This is a genomic window from Brevundimonas naejangsanensis DSM 23858, from assembly GCF_000421705.1.
Lineage (GTDB): Bacteria > Pseudomonadota > Alphaproteobacteria > Caulobacterales > Caulobacteraceae > Brevundimonas > Brevundimonas naejangsanensis.
This window is the reverse complement of record NZ_ATXN01000003.1, coordinates 213,666-231,000: the sequence shown is the minus strand read 5'-3', so window position 1 is coordinate 231,000 and position 17,335 is coordinate 213,666. Positions and strand designations below refer to the sequence as shown.

Sequence of the window (17,335 nt, the reverse complement as noted above, 5' to 3'; positions counted from 1 at the left end):
GGAGAGCGGGCCCTCGGGCGCCGCCTAGACCGCCACTTGGACGAAAACGCCGCCCATAATGAGGTCAGAAAGGAGGCCCTGGCGAAGCGGGGTCCCCACCTTCGCTGATCTCGGCAGTCAAGTTCAACCAGCGTCTCTGTATTGCCAAGACGGTGCGGTCCGCCAGCGCCCCTCCATCCGGTACACGGCTTTACCAGGAAGCTTGGCGCGGACGGATTCATCCTTCTAGCAGGAAGTGTGCAGTTCCCCCTCCCCCGCAGGTACAGGGTTGCTGATTGGAACTGCCGTCCGTCTTCCTAGTCTTCGGGCTCTAGGCGAACATCACCCGCCCTGGCGCGACCTCAGCTATTCTGCACAGGTCTTGGTTCGAGCGCATAGCCATGCCCATCAAGGTCAGCGTTGCGCCCGGCTGCAAGGCGCCTGCGATCCTGATGAGTTCGTCCACGGGGCGAGTATCTGCATAGACAGTGATGCTGCCTCCGCACCGCGCTAACTCAACCAGTTCACCAGTCGATTTGCGTTGCACCAATCATCCCCCCAAAGCCCTAGATTAATCCCACCAATGGCTTTTGCAGGTAGCCGTCAAGCCGTAAATTCTCGTACGGCCTCAGGCTGGCAGTGCTCCGCTTTCGATCAGCTCGAGGACAACCGGGTCTTGTAAGGAGGCGGCGACTTCGCGCGCAAAGGCTCGGTGCGCCTCGGCTTCATCCATGATGAGGCGCTGATTGTCATTGCGATGGGTCGAGAGCCGAAAGGAAATCTCACGCTGGTGCTTGGCAAGCCGCTCAATCCGAACCAGTTCGACGCCTGCATGATCGCGCAGGGTGGCGCGAGAACTCACAATCATGACCGACCTCCTGAACAGGCAGGTTAAAGGTCGTGGCGCGCCGCTGGGTTCCTGAATAGCCAGCCCAGCCTGAGCGGTATGGAACGGAGAGCGTCGCGCGTCTTTCGATAAAGGCGACAAAGGAGCAAGACATGCCACATCAGAACACGTCATCGTCTACCGCGACCGCCCAGAACGCCGCGACCGATCCGGCGGCCCCGCGCGACCAGCCTACAGACCAGGACCGTAAGGAAGAACCTCGCACTTATACGGCCTCGGAAGTCGCCGATAGTTCGCTCGCCCCGCCAGCTGCCGGCGAGGTGTCCGATTACATGGACGAGGGGGACGCCCTTGAAGGAGAGGCTGTTCACCAGGGCGCCAACCATACGAACCGGCCCGACCGGACCGAGGCTGTGGACTCGCAGGGGCCCAAGACCCGGGCCGCCAATCGTGACATCGTCCAGGGAAGAAATTAATTGGGCGGCGGCGGCACCATCGGCAGCCGTTTTGCAGGAGGGAAAGGGCGGCGACGGCGTCAACCAGTCTGACGACCCATCCGTCCGAGCTCTACCCTCGCCTCCCTCGCCCCGTCGCCCCACTGGATGGCGGGGCTTTCTCTACTCTGAGGGTTCAATTTGCAGGCAGAGAAGTGCTCCTTGCGACCCGTTGCCGATCTTTGGAGTTGCCTTGCGGGTACACGATACCATGGCCGTATGATCATAGAACGGAAGCGCCAGATCGGGCGCTCTGGGCGGCGCTATTGATGTGACCTGCTGATCGACCTGCCTGCGCTTACCGTGTGGATATGCGCAGGCCTAACCTCCGCCGTGCGACCCGCCTCGAACGGGGGTACGGTCTTCGCCGGCGTGGTGTTCGATTCGGCCAAGCTCGACCTCAGTTCGCGCGAAGACCTCTTCCTGGCCATCCATCAGGAGTTCTTCGTCTTCGCCGACAGCGCCATCCGCGCTGGTAAAGACTCCGCCCTGGTCAAAGCCGACGCTACCGACGCCTACGGCCGAACCGGCTAACCGGTTGTGCCGGCTGGCCATGGCCGCCATAGCGCGATCCCCATCTGACAAGGGCTGGTCGCCCCCGCGGTTTGCCAAACGTTCAGCCGCGCTCACACCGGCGTCGTCGGCGGCAATGTCGGTCGCCGTGTGGGATTGCTGTCCATATCGTTCCTGCGGTCCGGCCATGATCTTCCTCTCCGTGTTCCCTGCCCAAACGCCCCCGCGCGCCTCTGGTCGCAAAAGTTCTCTTCCCAACACGCTCACAGCTAACCTGGCCGTGGCGCTCCGGGGCCAGCAGCCCGCGGCCCGGGCGAGCCGTCCCGGTGTGAGGAATGCAGGTTTCGGCGCGGGCCTCGGCCGTCGGACGGAGCGCCTTCGCGCTTCCCCCGCTCTCGGGAACTGAATGCCGCTTATTCCGCCGGGAGAATGGGCCATGTGCAACGACTAACCGCCTGCACGAATCTGGCTTCTTGACTGTCGGGATGGCCGAGACGTAGTCCGACAGCGTAACCCATCTATAGCCCGAGCTTCGGCCCAACAGGCCCGTCGCAATATGGCTGACGGGTTTTCTTATGCCCGGCAGCCAGGCCTGCCGAATTTGAGCGGCGACGAGCGCCGCAAGCCCTTTCCGGGTCGGGAATCGGCCGGTGGCGCGCCACGCCGCGTTCACCCAGTCGAGTATAGAGACTGGGGCGGCGCGATTAAGCTCGCGCCGCCCGCCCCTCAACGATATCTGGCCCGCTCTGCAGCGATCTGATCGGGAGTATAGGGCGCGCCAGCCGGGTCAAACCCGCTCCAGCCCCCCTCACGGTAGGCCGCGCCCCTGGCGCGCGCATCCCAGCCCCGGCGCTCGTCGAGGATAGCCTGGGCTCGGGGTCGGTCCGCTTCATTCACGCGCACGCTGACCAATGTTCCTCCGCGGCGCACCCCTTCGGCGTATACGTGGGCTTCCTCCTCATCGTGGCCCGCTTCCTTGAGCGCCCCGAGAATGCCGCCAACCGCACCACCCGCGGCCGCTCCCGCTGCACCGGCCACGGCGGCCGAAGCCAGCCAACCAGCGGCCACTACAGGACCGAGGCCCGGCACCGCCAACATGCCCAGCCCCGCCAGCACGCCAGCTCCGACGCCCAGCGCGCCGCCTGTCGCGGCGCCTTTGCCGGCCCCTTCAGCGACCTCGTTCTCGCCGTCGCCGTTCATATCGCCGGGCGTGCGCCCATGATGGCGATGGCCTTCGTGCCAACTTTCAGCGTTGTTTGAGATGACACTGATCACATCGGCCTCGAAGCCCGCCGCCTCAAGCGCAGATACTGCGTCCATCGCCTCGGTGTGGGTGTCATAAAGTCTGGTTATGGTAGCCATGGAAGTCTCCTTCAAATCCATTAGGAAGCGGGTGCGGCCGTGACGACGCCTTTGTAATCGACCGAAACCCTGGACTGGACGCCATCCTTGAGGCCGGTAGCTGTCCACACGCCGTCTGCGTCCTGACTCAGAGGGCCGACCTCCACGTAGCCTTGTTTTTCAATGGCGGCTCGCGCCTGCGCCTCGGTAAAGGAGTTCGCACCGGGCGTGATTGTCCCGTCGGCGTTCTGTGTCGTGTCTATGGGTGGGTTGCGAGGCGCTTCGGACTCAGAAACCACCGGCCCTTCGATAGGGGATTCGGCATTCCGGTTGTCCCCGCACGCTCCCAGCAACAGCGCTGCTCCGGCCAGACCTGTAAGAACTCTGATCACGGGTTTCTCCTTTTGTTAGGTGCTAGAAGAAGACTCCGATATTCAAAGCGTTCCTTCTCGTCCGAGAACTTCGTGCCTAGTCGGCCATTTGCGGAAGACTTAACCACCCGCACAACAACCGCCCCCCGTGTGAAATCCCTTCTCGCCAACGCTGGGCACGGCCCGGGCGCCTTGCGCACCGCCTCGACTAGCGGAGCTTAGTTGCGCGCGAAGGCTTGCCCGATGAGGCTCCGCATCCCGACATCCATTTCGCAACTAAAACCCGCAAAGCATGATGATCTCCAGTGTCCGGTTGTCGTCATTATGCTGCTGGCACGCACCATTCGGCACCACCAAGCCCGGCCTGGTCGTGCAGGGTGTCCACCGCCCGTGATCAGCGCACTTTTCCCGACCTCCAGCACGATGCGCGCGCTGATCCAGGGCAAGGCATGGAGGCCTCCCTGCTGCAGCTCGTCGAGCACGATTTCACGTCATGACGTCAGGGTGGCTGAATGAGGAAGTGTCCGCCGATCCACCCTCGGTTTCGTCGAGCGCTCCCGGCCACCTAGACCCCATGTCGAACGGAGCGTTTCTCATCACGCCGGCGATGAAGGTGGCAACCATGAGCAGCTGCGTCGCCCAGCACATTTGCTCGGTCGCTCGACAGCCGCGCGCTATAGCTAGATGGTACCGGCGTTCACGGGAGGGCTGGATATGCCGGGGAGGCATCGCAAGCGCATCGGTTGGGTCTTGGAGTCGGTCCTGATCGCCCTGTGCCTGGCGATCTTCGGCGTCCTCTACTGGATTGCTCTGGGCTGACTCGGCAGCATCGTTCGGATTAAGGCGAGGCGACTTGGAACAACCATCTTGCGCCGCTCGGAGGACGTGGCATGAGCCGTAAACCACCCCGCTGGTGGCCGCAGGTGATCAACCTGCCGCGCACCACGCCGATCCTCGCCCTGGCCGGCAACCTGCTCTTCCTGCCGATGATCGCAGGGCCGGGCGACATGGTGGATGAGCGCTACGCCGACGCCGTCATGCCGGTGGCGTCCATGTTCAAGGACGGGATGCTGCTGATCCTGGGCTTCTATTTCGGGCGCAACCAATCGGAGGCTGGAGCTGGGTGAAGCCGAGCAATCGCTTCTTCTTGCTCAACGATGAGCGCAGCCAGCGCCGTGCGGGCGCGATCATCTGAGACCAAGTGCGAAAGACGTGCATACCTGTCCCGCTCTTTTATGAGGTCCTCACAGGTGATGCACATGGGAGCGCAACGCCAGCGAGCATCGGCGGTTCAGGTTCCACGAAAAGAATTACCCGGCGCCCACTTCCGCACCCGAGTTGGAATAGGCCTCGGAACCGTTCGGCCTTCAGCCGACCTCTGCTGGAAAGCCTCGCAGCACCGGTCGCGCAACTGCGTTGCTCTGCCCTCGATGCCGAAGACGTCCGGCTGGGTATAGCCCTCGCTAAGCAGCGTCCTTCGGACTTCTGAAGGAATACGGCACCGTCCGCTGTCCGCCAACTCGAATGCGCGCTGAATTACGGGTGTCTGCAACATTCTGAACTCCCCTTTCCAGGCGAGTCCGAACGCAGAAGTGTTGGTTGAGGTTGCCCGTGGGCGCGGCACTCTTCAGCCCATCGCAATCCAATAGAGAACGCCGAAGATCGCCAGGCGCAGGGCGATAAGGACCGACTCCAAGACCCAACCGACGCGTTTGCGATGCCTCCCCGGCATGGACCGTAAGGCCCTGTTCGACGCCGTGCGCCTCCATGCGCCGGGCGGAAAGCTGAAGCCCGACTGGGTGCCGATGATTGACGCCTGGCCGAAGCTATGGGCCTGCCCTGTGCGGCGGACGCGCCTGGCGATCCTGACCCGGAGCTGATCGCGGCGCTGAAGAAGGACGAGGGGCTGAGGCTCAAGGCCTATATCCCGCCCCCCTCTTGCCTCGCGCAAAGACCGGCAAGCGCTCGGGCGCCCCCTTGGACGGTCAGCTACGGCCGGGCGCGCGGGATCCAGGAAGGCCAGGTCATCACTGAAGCGACGGCTGACGCCTGGCTGATTGAGGACGCCCGCGCGCACAACCGGGTGATCCACGCTGCCCTGCCGCGGCTCAAGCGTCTCGCACCTGGCTGATCTTCGCCGTCCTCGCCGCCTTCATGATCTTCGGAGTCTATTGCGCGCACTGGGGCGCCGACGGCGTTCGCGACCGTCACGCGGCCGAGCAAGCCAAGGTCGAGGCAACGGCCTCCAGCGCGCGGGAAACAGCCGCCAGCGAACGCCTGACCGACACCACCACCATCCGAGACCGGCAAGAGGAGAGAGACCATGCCGCGCAAGCCCTTCCTGACGGCGTGCCTGATGAGCGTGAGCTTAGGCGCCGCTGTCGCCAGTTGCGGGACGCTGGGCGCAGTCCGCCCGCCTGTCGAGGACTTGAGGGTCCAGCCTAAGCCGGTCCCGCCCGACGACGTGCTGAACAGCCGGATCGCCGGCGAGCTGCACGATAACGCTGTCGAGGCTTGGGGTGAAGCAGGATGGGCGCAGGTCGGGCGCCTGTGCCGGTTCCATCGCGAGCTGGGAATGAAGGGACTGAGTTGCCCGCCGCCGCCTGAACTTCCGCCTTGACCTGGCTGACGGGCATAAGAAAACCCGTCTGCCACATTGGGACTCAGACGGGCCTCATGAGCCGAAGCTCGAAGCGTAGATAGGGTTGCGCGCACAAAACGCAAGGGCGGCAAGATAAGACTCGTTCGAAATCACGGAAAAGACATGCATTTCGGCGATGCGATAAATAATCAAAGCTGAAGCTTGCATGTTTGGGCGGGGGCGTTCACCCTATGGATGTCGATATCTCTGCGTAACGCCCTATTTCTTTGCGACGCATCGAGATTTTCCGTTTCCTTAGACCCGACAGCCCTCGGGAGACTTCCTCAGGGCAACCTTTTTCGGAGGTCATGGAAATGGCTACTGGTATTGTTAAATGGTTCAACCCTACCAAGGGTTTCGGTTTCATCGCGCCTGACGCTGGCGGCGGCGACGTCTTTGTCCACATTTCCGCCGTTGAGCGGGCTGGCCTCAGCGGGCTGAACGAAGGCCAAGCGCTTTCGTACGAGCTGGAGCGTGATCAGCGCTCCGGCAAGACCTCGGCAGGTCAGCTGCAGGCCGCATAAGCCAACGCTCCGGTTCACCGGCGCCATCAGAGGCCCGCTCTCTTCGGAGGGCGGGCCTTTCTTCGTTTAGGCTGGAACGTCGGCGCCCTGTGTCAGTGGCGGTCGCGCGAGCAAGCTGCCGCCCATCAAAAGCGGGCTGTCATCATCTGAGATCGGCGGGAGACATACGAAACGCGCAGCCAGTTCTCCGTTGCGCAAGAACAGGTGAAGCTCGACGCGGTCCCCTGCTGCGGCCAGGGTTTCCGCGATCCTTTTTGCGGCGCTCTCGGCCGCCCGCCCCCGCGCAAACAGCTGGGGCTCGGTATCGTCCACGCGAACAGACCAGACATCTCCAATGGGTTCCACTACGACAGTTCGCATCGAAGCATCTCCAGAGGTTGAAGCCGGCCGCTATCTGGCGACAGATGGCAAATCTTCAAGGCCCGGCGGGTGTTCGGTGTTGCTGACAGAGATTGTGACGCCTTCCACGACGAGCTTGACGTTCGCTCCGAGACGGCACTCCGCGATGGCGATCTGCAGGGCCGTCTCTACTGCGGCGCTTCGGTCGAGATAGTCCCCGATGTGCTTGGTCGATCGCCTCACCTGCCAAACGCCACTTCGCGGCTCCACGACGACTGGAATCTCTGTCGGTCTTTCCGGAGAGGCCGTCATGCTGTGCGATGGGGGATAGTCCACCTTCGGCTTTAGCGCGGCCCTTTCTTCGCCCAGCTTCGCAACCTGCCTGATGAACGCCTCTGCGTAGTCCTCGGCGTCAGTATAGTCATGCTGATGCGCTTTACGCCCCTGAGGCGAGAAAGCGGCAAGGAGGCGATCCAGCAGGGGGGCGTCCTCTCGTGCCATCTCGGCGAGAAGGAACTGAAGGATGCGCTCGTGCGCGAGGACGCGACGCTCCAGGTCGGTAGTTTGGGGGGGCACGGTCAAGTCTCCGTTGACCTGACGCCTGTCCGATAAGGCTCGCAGGCGCCTGATCCGTAGAGATGGGGTGCCGCGCCCTGATCCAAGCGCTACAGGCCCTCCCGCCAGCGCACGCGGCCATGAGGTCGAGAGCCGTGATCAGCTCGTCAGGTTAACGGGCGCGGCGGAGTAGCTGGGTCGTGCGCTGTGCGCCCCGTCGCCTTCGCCGGGTGGCGGGGCTTTTTGTTTTGCAGCGTCTCGTTTAGGACAAAGTGGAGAAGGGAGCTTACAACCCGTAGGCGACGTTCGGGACGTCTCTATTGCTAATCTGCCATCCTGAAAAATATCCAGATCATCGACGGGGCGTGGAACGCGACCTTCAGCATCTTCCAAGCCACGGACGAAGAGTTCGCTGAACTGTTCCCCGGCATTGATCAAGATATGGATGTCGTTGAAGACGTGTTCGACCGGCTTGGCGAGGATCGAGCGAAGGCGCTACTTACGCCGTTGTGGTCGCGCCCTATTCTGAAGCGCGACGCCAACGGCATCCATGGCACTCTGTTCTACGACAGGGATCAGCCCGGCTGGGTGTTGCCGCCTTCGAAGCGGGAGGTCGATCTAGAGCCGGACAGCATCAACAATGCGCAACGGGCTTTGTTCGACCGTCGGCGATCAGAGTGGTCTGCGCCTGAGCCAACTGGATCTGCCGACCCACTAATATGGCTGACGCAGTGGTATTTCTCGCAGTGCGATGAAGACTGGGAACACGCCTACGGGATCACAGTGGAAACGCTCGACAATCCGGGCTGGAGCCTCACGGTTGATCTGACGGATACATCGTTAGCGGAACAGCCATTCACGCCTGTCTTCCACAACATGTCCGAGGCGGAAGCGGGACAGGGTTTGGACGGCGACTTGGGATGGTGGCATGCCAAGGTCGAGCAACAGAAATTCAAAGCATATGGTGGTCCGCACAACCTGCCGGATTTGATCGGTGTATTTCGTGCTTGGCAAGCGAGGTCCGCTAACCTCCCTTAGGCGACAACGACCGGGCCCGCTTTCGGGCCCGGTCGCCAGTCACAGATCTATCTGTCCTGATATTTCCAGGGCGTCGTCCACTTCGATGCCGAGGTATCTGACGGTGCTCTCCAGCTTCCTGTGGCCGAGCAGGAGCTGACATGCCCGGTGATTGCCCGTCTTCTTGTAAACGAGCGCAACCTTCGTCCGCCTGAGGCTGTGGGTCCCGTAACCCTGCGGTTCCAGGTCGATCATCTGAACCCAACGATCAACGAGCCGCGCGTACTGAGGGGCGCCAATGTGCTGACCTGGTCGGCTGGCGGCTCGGAAACAGCCAGTCATCATCGCGCTGTCCACGGCTCGTCAGCCAAGCGGCGATGGCGTCGCGCGCAGGCTCCGTGATCTCGAAAGGAACAGGCCTTCCGGTCTTCTGCTGGATGACAATCGAGCGCTGGCGAAGCACGCCGCCGGGCGCCACATCGCTAACCCGGAGCCGAACTAGGTCACAGGCCCGCAGCTTGGAAACCAGAGCGCAGTTGAACATCGCAAGGTCGCGCACTTTCCTAGCGACTTTCAACTGCTGTGGAATTGCCCAGATATGCTTCGGCTTCAGCGGCGCCTTGGGACCAATGAGGGTCGAATGAACAGGTCAGACTGGCGCATAGCCAACCTCCATTACGGTCGCCACCCTTTGTCAGCTGCCAGTCTACGCTCTCAGGATCTCCTCAGCGCCAGTTGCGGACATTGCCACCCTGTCCGAGAGGCGACATTCACAGGCCTGAGGAATGCCTGCTGTCCGGCCAGGCGATAAGGTCGTGGACCTGCCGTCACCGCCCAAGAGGACGAAAGTCGGACGCTCCGCTCCGCGCAAACCGCGGACGATGATCTCCGCCTAGCCATCTTTGACGTAGAGCATGAACTTTAGGGGGCTTACGGCCAGACTTCGCAGCTCGCCGGGATACGGCGACCACAGCGGGGCGGGTACGCCCAGTCCGACCTCAGTGTGAAACCGGACCTGTAAGTTCACGACCAGCGCAAGAGGGAGAGCGGTATTCGCGCGCGCTGCCGCGTGCGGTAAACTCACCGCGTCAAATGCGGGGCTGATGCGTGAAACCGCGGATGCTGGTCAGCGCGCGGGCGTCTCGCTCGATCTCCACCCCGCTCTGGGCATAGGCGATCAAAAGCCGGGCGAGATCGAACAGAGCGTTTTGATGGATACGCTCATAGCCGTGGCTGGCGTCCACGCCGAACGTCACCAGTGCTGTGCGGATGTCGGCGCCGGATTCAAGGGCCGAGGCGGAATCCGAACGATAGTAGCGGAACACGTCTTTCTGGTGCGGTATGTCGTGGTCCCGAGCCAGTTGCACCAGCTTGCGCGAGAGGTGCCAGTCAAAGGGTCCGGTTTGGTCGGCCATGGCTATGGTGACCCCGAACTCGGACGAGTTCTGGCCGGGCGCGGTGGTTCCATTATCCACTGTGACCAGCGCCGCTACGTCCGGGACCAGGACGGAGGAGGCTCCTACGCCCACTTCCTCTGCGATCGTGAACAGCCACCAGGTGTCGACCGTCGGCGTGCGTTCCTCGCGCAGCATGCATTCCAGGGCGGCCAGCATGACGGCCACGCCCGCCTTGTCGTCGAGATGGCGCGAGACGATGAAACCGCTGTCGGTAAACTCGGGCTGGGCGTCGATGGCGACAATGTCGCCGACATCCACGCCCAGAGCCAGGGTGTCGGCTCGCCCGTGGATCACGGCGTCGATCCGCAGTTCGACCTGACGCCAATTGACGGGTTGATCGTCCACCTCTTCGTTGAAGGCATGCCCGGAGGCCTTCAGGGGGAGGATCGTTCCGCGATAGCCTCCGCCTTCCGCGAAGACGGTGCAGCGCGCGCCCTCGGCGAAGCGTGACGACCAGTGGCCGATTGGCACAAGCTCCAGCCTGCCGTTGTCCTTCACCGCCTTCACCTGGGCGCCGAGCGTATCGACGTGCGCCACGACGGCCCGCGCCGGAATAGCTTCGAGACCCGGCAGGCGCACCCGGATCGCGCCGCGTCGGGTCAGTTCATAATCCAGGCCCAGACGCTCCAGCTCTCGGCACAGGGCCCAGACGGCTTCGTCCGTGTAGCCCGTCGGACTGGGCAAATTCAGTAGTTCCCCCAGGCGGGCGTTCAGGTAGTCCAGGTCGATCTTCGGGGAGGTCAAGGTCGCTCCTGATATAGTCTCAGGCGTCGGCGCGCGCCGACAGCGGGAACAGCAGATCGATGAACCGTTCTGCCGTGGGGCGGGGCTCGTGATTGGCCAGGCCAGGGCGCTCATTGGCCTCGATGAAGGCGTAATCCGGCTGATCGGGCGCACGCACCATCAGGTCGATCCCCGTCACCGGGATGTCGATGGCCCGCGCCGCCGCCATGGCGGCTTCAACCAGAACCGGATGCACCTTATCCGTGACGTCATGGATGGTGCCGCCCAGATGCAGGTTGGCCGCCTTGCGGACAAGGATCTCCTCGCCCTCTCCTGCGACATCATCCAGGCCATAACCGGCCTCCGCCAGGGTGCGCTCCGTCTCGGCGTCAATGGGGATGCTGGATTCCCCGCCCGTGGCCGCGGCGCGTCGGCGGCTCTGATGCTCGATGAGAGCGCGCAAAGTCGAGCGACCGTCGCCGATGACGCGCGGCGGACGCCGCACGGCGCAGGCCACGACCTCATAGTCGATCACGACCAGGCGCAGATCCTCGCCTTCCACCTGCTCCTCGACAAGGACTTCCGGGCAGATACGCCGTGCTCGCAAGAGAGCCGCCTGAACGTCGGCCATCGTCTTCAGACCCACGGCCACGCCCTTGCCCTGCTCCCCTCGCGCGGGTTTGACCACCAACTGACCATAGGTCTCCAGCGCTTCGTCGATCGCGTCGAGATCCTGCGGATCGATGCGGCGGGGCACGCGCACTCCGGCGGCTTCCACGACCCTGCGGGTCACCCGCTTGTCGTCGCAGATGCTGAGGGCCACGGCCGAGGTCAGTTCAGAAAGGCTTTCGCGGCAGCGGACGGACCGCCCGCCCCACGAAAGGCGGAACAGCCCCCCTTCTGCGTCGATGATGTCGGTCTGGATGCCCCGTCGTCGCGCTTCGTCCACGATGATCCGGGCATAGGGGTTGAGCGCATGGTCGTCAGAGGGTCCCACGAACAAGGCTTCATTGATCGGGTTCTTGCGCTTCACGCCGAAGAAATGGACGCGTCGGAAGCCCAGTTTCTCATAAAGGGCGATAGCCTGAGCGTTATCGTGCATGACCGAAAGGTCCATGTAGGCTAGGCCGTGCGTCTTGAAGTGCTCCGCCAGGCGGCGAACCAGGGCCTCCCCGATCCCCGGCTGGGCCGCTTGGGGATCAACCGCCAGGCACCACAGGGATGCGCCGTTCTCCGGATCCTCAAAGGCGCGGGCGTGGTTCACCCCCGTCACCGTGCCAATTACCGCCCCCGTCACCAGGTCCTCGGCGACGAAATATGACAGGGTTCGGTCGTCGCGACGCGACCAGATGAAGTCCGGCGGCGCCTGCACCATGCGACGCTTGGCGTAGATATCATTGACCGCATGGGCATCCGCTTCCGACATGAGGCGGCGAATGGTGAAGCCCCGCGGCTGACGGCGGCTGGACCGATAGGTCGCCAGGTCAAGCCGATAGGTATGGGACGGATCAAGGAACACCTCCTGCGGCGCAGAGGCGAGCAGGACGTGGGGATTGCGGACGTAGAAGGCGATGTCGCGGCGATCCGGCCCCTCCGCGCGCAAAGCCTCGACCAGGGGCGCGGCGGTCTCGAAGGTCTGGGCGAACAGGAGGCGGCCCCAGCCGCAGTCCAGCACCGCGTCCCGCGCAGGCTCGCGGCCGGCCTGCACGGGGGGCTTCAGCCCTTCATGGCGCAGACGTTTTAGCCGGTGCGCCTTGGGGCGCGCGAGACGAAGGTCAGACGCCATGTTGCTGCATCCACATCTCGAGGACGGCGACTTGCCACAACTCCGAACCTTGCAGAGGGGTGATATGTCCCGTCGGGTCAGCGAACAGGCGATCCAGATAGGCCCTGTCGAACAGGCCGCGATCACGCGCCGCCTGATTGGTGAGGGTTTCGCGCACAAGGTCGAGATAGGGGCCTTGGATGTATTTGAGCGCGGGCACCGGGAAATAGCCCTTCTTGCGGTCGATCACCTCTGAAGGGACGACGAGGCGCGCCGCCTCCTTGAGCACGCCCTTGCCGCCCTGGGCCAGTTTGTGTTCCGGCGGGATGCGGCCAGCCAGTTCGACCAGTTCGTGGTCGAGGAAGGGCACGCGCGCCTCCAGACCCCAGGCCATGGTCATGTTGTCGACCCGCTTCACCGGATCATCGACCAGCATGATCTGGCTATCCAGCCGCAGCGCCTTGTCGACCGGCGTCTGCGCCCCGGCTTGCGCGAAATGGGCCTCGACCAGAGCCCGGCTGACGTCGACATCCGTCATATAGGCGCCGTTCAGCTGGGTCTTCAGGGTTTCGTGGCTGCGATCGAAGAAGGCGCGGGCGTAGGCCTCGACCGGGTCAGCCGCCCCGACCAGGGGCGGATACCAATGATAGCCGCCGAACACCTCGTCGGCCCCTTGCCCGGACTGGACGACCTTGATGTGTTTCGACACTTCCTGGCTGAGCAGGTAGAAGCCGACATTGTCGTAGCTGACCATCGGCTCGGACATGGCGGCGATCGTGCCCGGAAGGGCGTCCATCAGCCGCTGGTGCGGCACGAAGATCTGATGGTGCTTCGTCCCGTAATGACGGGCGATCAGATCGGAATAGACGAACTCATCCCCCTTCTCGCCGTTGGCCTCCTCGAAGCCGACTGAAAAGGTCATCAGGTCCTTCTGCCCCAACTCAGCCAGCAGACCCACGATCAGGCTGGAATCCACCCCGCCCGACAGCAGCACGCCGACCGGGACATCGGCGACCATGCGGCGCTTCACCGCCGTGCGCAGGCCATCCAGCACCTGGTCGCGCCAGTCCTCGGCGGTCAGGGCGGCGTCTTCGACATGGCGGGTCATGTCGGGACGCCAGTAGACCCGTTCGCGCGACGCGCCGTCCGGCTCGATCACCCGGATCGTCGCTGCGGGGAACTTCTTCACACCCTTCAGGAGGGTGTGCGGCGGCGGCACTACCGCATGAAAGGTCATATAATGGTGCAGCCCCACCGGATCGATCGTCTTGTCGACCTCCCCCGCCGCCAGAAGCGCAGGTAGGGTCGAGGCGAAGCGCAGCCGCTTGCCGCGTTCCGCCAGATACAGCGGCTTGATGCCGAAGCGGTCACGCGCGATTACGATCCGACCGCTGTCGCGCTCGTGGAGGACGAAGGCGAACATCCCCTTGAACCGGTCGACGCAGGCCTCGCCCCAGGCCGTCCAGGCCTTGATGATCACCTCTGTGTCGCCGTGCGAGAAGAAGCGGAAGCCCAGCCCCTGAAGTTCCTCGCGCAATTCCGGGTAGTTGTAGATGCAGCCGTTGAAGGCCAGGGTGACGCCGAGGTTGGCGTCCACCATCGGCTGCTGCGCCTTCTCGGACAGATCGATGATCTTGAGGCGTCGATGCCCCAACCCCACTGGCCCGCGCATCACGATCCCGGACCCATCCGGTCCGCGAGGCGAGAGGGCGTCCGTCATCCGTTGAACCGCGCCGGCATCGGCGGGGCGCCCGTCGAAGTTGATCTCGCCGCTAAGACCGCACATGGGCCCTCCTTGAAATGTTGATGCAGCGTGTACAAATGGTTAGTCCACGAATGAGTTCAACCCGATGAGCGAAATTCCCCTGCCTTCAGCCGCTGACGCCAACGAGTCTCTGGTGCGCGCGGTCCGTCGCATCGGCCAGGCGATCGATGTCCGCTCGCGGGAAATCGCCCGGTTGACGGGCCTGACGCTTCCCCAGCTTCTGGTGCTGCAGTCCATCCGCCATCTCGGCGAGGTCAGCACCCGCGCCATTTCCAGGGACGTCTCCATGTCGCCGCCGACCGTCGTGGCCGTGCTGGACCGCCTGGAGGCGCGCGGGCTCATCGTGCGGTACAGATCGACGATGGATCGTCGCATCGTCCACGCACGCCTCACTGAACCGGGCCACAAAGCTCTGGCCGAGTCCCCGGACCTGCTTCACGCCGATGTGCTGACGAGGCTGGCGCTGCTGCCTGCAAACGAACGGCGGCAGATCGCGGGCGCCGTCGCCGCCCTCGCGGACCTTATGTCGCCTCCCGACATGGCGTCCGAACCCGATCCTCTAAGCCTCTGAGAGGACGACGGACAGGAGCCGGCGTGTCGCGCTCCATCATGAGCCTGTCGCGTTCCACCAGGCCTCTTAGCCTGGATGCGCAACGCTTGGCTGGCCCTCCGCAGGCGGCGCGTCTGCGAGTACGCACGGCCTGTGCCGCCGTGCCGACCCTTGCGCTGCGCGCAGCTTTATCCAGCGGGCGGCATCCGGGGCGTGAGCACGGATGCAGTGTCCGACTCCATCGAATGGGTGAGGAACGCCAGGTGCGCCTCGTAGCGTTCCAGCACGTCGTCGATCACCTGCTGACGCGTGAGCCCCATCAGGTCATAGCCGCCCGAACCCGTCTGGGTGAACATTTCGAGGCGATAGTAAAGGTCGGTCTCGCGAGACATCCGGCCGCTGAACATAGGCACCGGCGCTTCAACCACCGCCACGTGATAGTGGAAGGCCCGGAACGCATCCAGCATCACCCGCAGCACGGGCTCATCGACGCCGCTCGCGCCAGGCACGACGGTCTGCTCGACCGCATAGCCTTGAGCGCGAAACTCTGCGGCGACGTCGTCCAGGGCCGGCCGCACCGTGCGGTCAAGGAACTGCGTGACCTGGCGCAGCGAGGGGAAGGCGCGCAACCGCTCAAGCCGCTGCTTCCAGGAGCGTTCGGGCACATGGCCGCCCGTGGGCGCGATGGAGCGTCGCCGCAACACCTGGCCTTCGCGATCAGCGCGTTCCATCCGCAATGCTTTGTAGAAGGACGCCATCACCAGATAGGCGATGATCGTCACCGGCAGCGCGAAGATGAGTGTCGCGTACTCCATCGTCGTCACACCCCCAGCCAGCAGCATGGCGATGGCCAAAAGCGCCGTCAGCACCGCCCAGAAGATGCGCAGCCATTTCGGACCGTCGTGCGAGGGATCGGGGATCGACGTCGAGAAGTTCGAGGTCACCATCGCCCCGGAGTTCGCGCTGGTGAGATAGAACAGCAGGCCCGAGAGCGTCGCCAGGCCGATCAGGAACATCGGCGCGGGGAACATGGCCAGCAGCGCATACCACCCCTCTTCCGGGCTTTCGGCCGCCAACTTGGCGAACGCCGTATTGCCCTGAAGGACTTCAAACAGCGCAGAGTTGCCGAAGAAGGAGACGATGATGAAGTCGCAGAGGACGGGCGCCGTGATCGCCGCGATCACGAACTCACGCAAGGTTCGACCACGCGATATGCGGGCGAGGAAGACGCCAACAAACGGCCCCCAGGCCAGCCAGAAGGCCCAGAAGAAGAGCGTCCAGCCGCCCATCCATTCTGCGCCGCCAGGCTCATAGGCAAAGGTCTGCAATGTGCGTTCTGGCAGGGTGACCAGGAACCGTCCGATGTTCTCCACCAGGGCGTTCAACAGGAAGGCGGTCTGACCGGTGAACAGAATGTAGAGCATCATCGCCGCAGCGCTCCACAGGTTCAGCTCCGAAATCCAGCGGATGCCTCGATCCACCCCTGAGGTCGTGGCCGCAATGGTCAGGGCGACCGCGACCGCTACCAGGGCGATCTGCAATGCAAGACCTTGCTCCAGGCCGAACAGCAGCGAGAAGCCCACGCTCAGCAACACCACGCCGATGCCCATGGATGTGGCCACGCCGAACACCGTCCCGACCAGGGCGATGATGCTGATGCCGTCGCCCAGGGCGCCGCGCACACGCTTTCCGAACAGCGGATAAAGCGCGGCGCGGATCGACAGCGGCATCCCCCACCGATAGGCGAAATACCCCATCGCCATGCCGAGAAGCGCATACATTGACCAGCCGGCAATGCCGTAGTGGAACATGGTCCAGACGACCGCTTCCTGTCGCGCCAAGGCCGTACCACCCGCGCCGGACGGCGGTTGCAAATACTGCACGACCGGGCCTGTGACCGAGTAGAACAGCATGTCGATGCCGACCCCCGCGGCGAACAGCATCGCCACCCAGGTCACGAGCTTGTACTGCGGCCGCGATTGATCGGGCCCCAGCCGCACGTCGCCTTCCTTGGAGAAGGCCACCCAGAGGACAAAGCCGACGACGATGGTGACCGTCAGCACATAGTACCAGCCGAGGTTGGTCGATATCCATCCGACGACCGCCTTCATCGCGGCGCGCGCCTCGCCGGGCATAAGCATCGCCCACAGCGAAAAGGAAAGGATCACCGCCGACGAGATCAGCAACACCCGCCAGTTCACATGAGCCTGATGGTCCTCAAGCACCTCTTCAGGGCCTTTGACGAGGTCATCCCGCGACGGGCGCATCTTCGTCGATGGGAGGCTCATGGCGGCGCTCCGTGCCGCCGAACCGGCTGCGTTGGAGAGGCGACAGCTTCGGCAGGGGCGCGCGGGATCCCTCGTGATGCGCCGGATTGCCTGGCTCGTCGTCGAAGATCTCATCTGCCACTGGGCGTGTCTTTCTTCGCAGCCTACGCCGCACCGTAGCATCTGA

General features: G+C 63.7%; 16 protein-coding genes and 1 pseudogene. 8 read left to right on the top strand and 9 right to left on the bottom strand.

All coding sequences use genetic code 11. From position 1 onward, the window contains the following. Positions 1–607 precede the first annotated feature (607 nt). On the bottom strand, positions 608–841 hold the full coding sequence (locus tag H556_RS0108585) for a hypothetical protein (protein WP_155802449.1): 234 nt from the start codon (positions 839–841) through the stop codon (positions 608–610). 812 nt (positions 842–1,653) lie between these two features. Here H556_RS0108585 and H556_RS16325 point away from each other — a divergent pair. Next, positions 1,654–1,854, top strand: coding sequence for a hypothetical protein (locus tag H556_RS16325; protein WP_155802448.1), 201 nt, complete (start codon positions 1,654–1,656; stop codon positions 1,852–1,854). 705 nt (positions 1,855–2,559) lie between these two features. Here H556_RS16325 and H556_RS0108570 read toward each other — a convergent pair. Together H556_RS0108570 and H556_RS0108565 are read right to left on the bottom strand one after the other, a co-directional pair. After that, the gene (locus tag H556_RS0108570) at positions 2,560–3,195 is read right to left on the bottom strand and encodes a hypothetical protein (protein WP_024354038.1); all 636 of its coding nucleotides are present in this window, start codon (positions 3,193–3,195) and stop codon (positions 2,560–2,562) included. Between the two features lie 20 nt (positions 3,196–3,215). Continuing rightward, positions 3,216–3,566, bottom strand: coding sequence for a hypothetical protein (locus H556_RS0108565; RefSeq protein ID WP_024354037.1), 351 nt, complete (start codon positions 3,564–3,566; stop codon positions 3,216–3,218). Positions 3,567–4,435: 869 nt separating this feature from the next. Between H556_RS0108565 and H556_RS0108550 the strand changes: the two genes are divergently transcribed. From H556_RS0108550 to H556_RS0108530, 5 genes are all read left to right on the top strand, one after another. Continuing rightward, positions 4,436–4,672: a hypothetical protein gene (locus tag H556_RS0108550; protein WP_035302840.1), complete on the top strand. Its 237-nt coding sequence runs from the start codon at positions 4,436–4,438 to the stop codon at positions 4,670–4,672. Positions 4,673–5,275: 603 nt separating this feature from the next. Then, entirely contained in the window at positions 5,276–5,425 is a 150-nt protein-coding gene (locus H556_RS16320; RefSeq protein ID WP_155802447.1) for a hypothetical protein, read from the top strand. Further along, the gene (locus H556_RS16825) at positions 5,374–5,676 is read left to right on the top strand and encodes a glycoside hydrolase family protein (protein WP_191742480.1); all 303 of its coding nucleotides are present in this window, start codon (positions 5,374–5,376) and stop codon (positions 5,674–5,676) included. Before H556_RS16320 ends, H556_RS16825 begins: the two co-directional genes overlap by 52 nt. A 192-nt stretch (positions 5,677–5,868) precedes the next feature. Beyond that, positions 5,869–6,165: a hypothetical protein gene (locus H556_RS16315; protein WP_024354035.1), complete on the top strand. Its 297-nt coding sequence runs from the start codon at positions 5,869–5,871 to the stop codon at positions 6,163–6,165. A 335-nt stretch (positions 6,166–6,500) separates the two neighbouring features. Next, complete coding sequence (locus H556_RS0108530) at positions 6,501–6,710, top strand: cold-shock protein (protein WP_024354034.1); 210 nt, start codon at positions 6,501–6,503, stop codon at positions 6,708–6,710. 390 nt (positions 6,711–7,100) lie between these two features. On the opposite strand, the gene H556_RS0108520 is transcribed toward H556_RS0108530, so the two are convergent. Continuing rightward, positions 7,101–7,631 carry a hypothetical protein gene (locus H556_RS0108520; protein ID WP_024354032.1) on the bottom strand — a complete coding sequence of 177 codons (531 nt, stop codon included), beginning with the start codon at positions 7,629–7,631 and terminating at the stop codon, positions 7,101–7,103. 414 nt (positions 7,632–8,045) lie between these two features. On the opposite strand from H556_RS0108520, the gene H556_RS16545 reads away from it, so the two are divergent. Next, positions 8,046–8,642, top strand: a complete 597-nt coding sequence (locus tag H556_RS16545) for an immunity 53 family protein (RefSeq protein ID WP_024354031.1) — start codon at positions 8,046–8,048, stop codon at positions 8,640–8,642. A 39-nt stretch (positions 8,643–8,681) separates the two neighbouring features. Here H556_RS16545 and H556_RS15655 read toward each other — a convergent pair. The 4 genes and pseudogenes from H556_RS15655 to H556_RS0108495 all read right to left on the bottom strand — a co-directional run bounded on the left by H556_RS15655 (position 8,682) and on the right by H556_RS0108495 (position 14,352). Further along, positions 8,682–9,252, bottom strand: a pseudogene (locus H556_RS15655) (tyrosine-type recombinase/integrase). Between the two features lie 457 nt (positions 9,253–9,709). Further along, complete coding sequence (locus H556_RS0108505; protein ID WP_029673408.1) at positions 9,710–10,822, bottom strand: osmoprotectant NAGGN system M42 family peptidase; 1,113 nt, start codon at positions 10,820–10,822, stop codon at positions 9,710–9,712. 19 nt (positions 10,823–10,841) lie between these two features. Next, positions 10,842–12,587, bottom strand: a complete 1,746-nt coding sequence (gene ngg / locus H556_RS0108500; RefSeq protein WP_024354030.1) for an N-acetylglutaminylglutamine synthetase — start codon at positions 12,585–12,587, stop codon at positions 10,842–10,844. Continuing rightward, positions 12,577–14,352: an N-acetylglutaminylglutamine amidotransferase gene (locus H556_RS0108495; RefSeq protein ID WP_024354029.1), complete on the bottom strand. Its 1,776-nt coding sequence runs from the start codon at positions 14,350–14,352 to the stop codon at positions 12,577–12,579. The genes ngg and H556_RS0108495 overlap by 11 nt, the downstream gene beginning before the upstream one ends. Before the next feature lie 64 nt (positions 14,353–14,416). Between H556_RS0108495 and H556_RS0108490 the strand changes: the two genes are divergently transcribed. Beyond that, positions 14,417–14,902 carry a MarR family winged helix-turn-helix transcriptional regulator gene (locus H556_RS0108490; RefSeq protein ID WP_024354028.1) on the top strand — a complete coding sequence of 162 codons (486 nt, stop codon included), beginning with the start codon at positions 14,417–14,419 and terminating at the stop codon, positions 14,900–14,902. A 167-nt stretch (positions 14,903–15,069) separates the two neighbouring features. Here H556_RS0108490 and betT read toward each other — a convergent pair whose 3' ends face one another. Then, on the bottom strand, positions 15,070–17,169 hold the full coding sequence (gene betT, locus H556_RS15650) for a choline BCCT transporter BetT (RefSeq protein WP_155802446.1): 2,100 nt from the start codon (positions 17,167–17,169) through the stop codon (positions 15,070–15,072). Positions 17,170–17,335: the final 166 nt, after the last annotated feature.